The sequence below is a fragment of the Marinomonas polaris DSM 16579 genome (genome assembly GCF_900129155.1).
Lineage (GTDB): Bacteria > Pseudomonadota > Gammaproteobacteria > Pseudomonadales > Marinomonadaceae > Marinomonas > Marinomonas polaris.
In genome coordinates, this window is the sequence record NZ_FQVF01000044.1 from 1 (window position 1) to 2,507 (window position 2,507).

Here is a 2,507-nt window from a genome sequence, read left to right on the forward strand (position 1 = left end):
CTCTTCAGGGTAACGTTTGGACTTCATAAAAAACACCTCTTGATTAACTAGATTTTAACGTTAATGGGTGTCTAGTAAAGTCTGGGAAGTCCAAAGGCATGGGCAAATGACATTACTTTTTCTGCTTTGTCGGAAATATCTGAGGAAGAACTTTATAAGCTCAGGGATACCAATTTCAAAAATATTCCATCAACTCTGAATCATGTCTATGTTGTAGATAATATCTTTAAATCACATTTATTATCTGAACCGCATGGCTATACATCAAGAAATACAGAGATTTGCCCAACTTTTTTAGAACTATGGGAACAACAAAAAACAATAGATCAATGGTATATAGACTTCGTTTCTGAAATGGAGGAAAAGGATCTAAATAGAATGGTAACTTTTGAATTTGTTGGTGGTGGAGCAGGTGAAATGTCTCTGATTGAAATAATATTTCATATAGTGAATCACGGTACTTATCATAGAGGTTTTGTTAGCGATATGATGTATCAAGTTCCATCTATACCTCCAGCAAATGACTATACAGTTTTCTTAAGAGATGTTTATAGAAACGTATAAAAAGTCGAGGCCAGTAGCCGAAAAAAGCTCAAGGTATTCTGGACAGGGTGGGTTAAGCCGAACCATGTAGCTAAGAGCTCGAATTTGGGGTCAGATGCTGAGGTATCCCCACAAAATTACGCATGCTTAGACCCCCTTCGATAACTGTTGGACGAGTTGTCTGATTCCATTCCTCCAATCCTGTTTTGATATTTGGAAACGTGTCATAACAGCTCGTTTCCCAAGGTAAAAGCGTGATAGAACTCTTCGCTTGCGTAGTGTATTGGCTTGGAAGCGGTTCGCATATCCTGCCAACTCTATAACTTTACCGACTAAAACAAGCAACAGCGCAGTAAGAGTTGTTAGCAGCATTAAGTTGCTCAGCCGCTGTATTTTGAATGTATAACTTAGCTCAAATCCCAAGCCGAATCGGCTGCTTTTTATATCGCGAAAACCTTCTTCAATTTGCATTCTTGTTTCATAAGCTTTGACGCAATGCTTCGCATAAAGACGGTTCACGGGAAGGGAAGACACTAACAACCAAGGTTCTTTTGCTCCTCTTGCTGCGGTAAGCGAAGACAACGAAGTCCGTCTTTTTCCTTTTTGATTGATGGAGTGGCGTCCTTTAGGTGAGCTCTTATAAAGTACAAATTGATTAGTGATCGGGTTAGATTGACGATGTTTAAGCTCTAGATGCTGTCCACGAGCATCTAAATCAGACCAATCCACGCTAATGATTGGACGCGTTTGAATCACAAAGAGTCGGCAGATATAAGCATAAATCGATAAAGCTTCGCGGCGTAAATTCGGGTTGGAGAGTAATCGGTCTGAGCGTTTAATACGGTGCTTCTCGTATGCTTTTGATTGAATGCCTCGACCGATACTGGTCACAGTGCAAAGGTTTCCTTGGGCTAAGCTGAGTACACAAACTGATAGCGCGTTGCGTCGAGTTTTATGCATGTTGGGGCTGACAATCGGAAGGATTTTGTTCAATATAGCGGTCGCGTTCATGGCTTTGGTGATGAGTTTTTTTTGGCGAAATTATTGATCGCCAAGTGTCATGAACGTTCCCTTCTTACGCTAACATTATGATCTATATTGAAATTTTGTGGGGATACCTCAGGGTCAGATGAAAAAAAGATTAGTTTTACATCTGCCCCCAAACTGCTTAAACACGCATGTGCATTAACAAAATTTTAGGAATCAAAAATTGAAGTTTAGCGATCAAGTAATTGAATGGATTGAATCTGATAGTGACCGAATGGAAGCGCTCGAACTTGCTTCGTCACTTGGTCTGAATGATTGGTGCTTGGCCGCTGGATTTGTTAGGAATTTAATCTGGGATAAGCTCCACAGCAAAGAAGTATTAACTCCATTAAACGACTTTGACTTGATTTACTTTGATTCTGACGTAATTGACGAAAATACTGATCTTGAGTATGAGCTCAGGCTTAAATCGTTAAGTAGTTTTCCATGGTCAGTAAAAAATCAAGCAAGGATGCATATTCGTAACAACGACCGGCCCTATGTTTCAACGTCAGATTCAATGAGCTATTGGGTGGAAGTGGAGACAGCCGTAGGTGCTACATTCGTAAAGAATAAAGGGGTTACGTTAGTCACACCCTTCGGTTTAGAGGCGAATTTTAATAATACGATTACTTTAAACAGTGGAGAATTTGGGGTCAGATGAAAAACAGCGCCTAATCTTCATTGATCCCAAAAAACTACGCTAAAGCTACGACAACCCAACCACCGCCCCAAGCCTGCTAAGATGACCTCATCAAAAGTCAACGCCAAGGTGCCAGCGTCACCCTAGAAACACTTATTGGCAGGTTTTGGTAACCCCAAATTCGTCGAAGAAGGCATCTTCTGTAGTGGTCAAGTAAAACTGGCCACGGTTTTAGAGTTTTCCCAATATAATCGTTCTGATTCATTGGGTGATAACCCACCATTATACTGATGGG

At 40.6% G+C, this 2,507-nt stretch carries 3 protein-coding genes; 2 read left to right on the forward strand and 1 reads right to left on the reverse strand.

The features are described from left to right. Nucleotides 1–81: 81 nt before the first annotated feature. The gene (locus tag BUA59_RS23330) at nucleotides 82–564 is read left to right on the forward strand and encodes a DinB family protein (RefSeq protein WP_072842472.1); all 483 of its coding nucleotides are present in this window, start codon (nucleotides 82–84) and stop codon (nucleotides 562–564) included. Between the two features lie 126 nt (nucleotides 565–690). Here BUA59_RS23330 and BUA59_RS23335 read toward each other — a convergent pair whose 3' ends face one another. After that, nucleotides 691–1,536: a transposase gene (locus tag BUA59_RS23335; protein WP_217653779.1), complete on the reverse strand. Its 846-nt coding sequence runs from the start codon at nucleotides 1,534–1,536 to the stop codon at nucleotides 691–693. Between the two features lie 217 nt (nucleotides 1,537–1,753). Between BUA59_RS23335 and BUA59_RS23340 the strand changes: the two genes are divergently transcribed. Beyond that, nucleotides 1,754–2,233, forward strand: a complete 480-nt coding sequence (locus BUA59_RS23340) for a nucleotidyltransferase family protein (RefSeq protein ID WP_217653780.1) — start codon at nucleotides 1,754–1,756, stop codon at nucleotides 2,231–2,233. The last annotated feature ends 274 nt before the right edge of the window (nucleotides 2,234–2,507 follow it).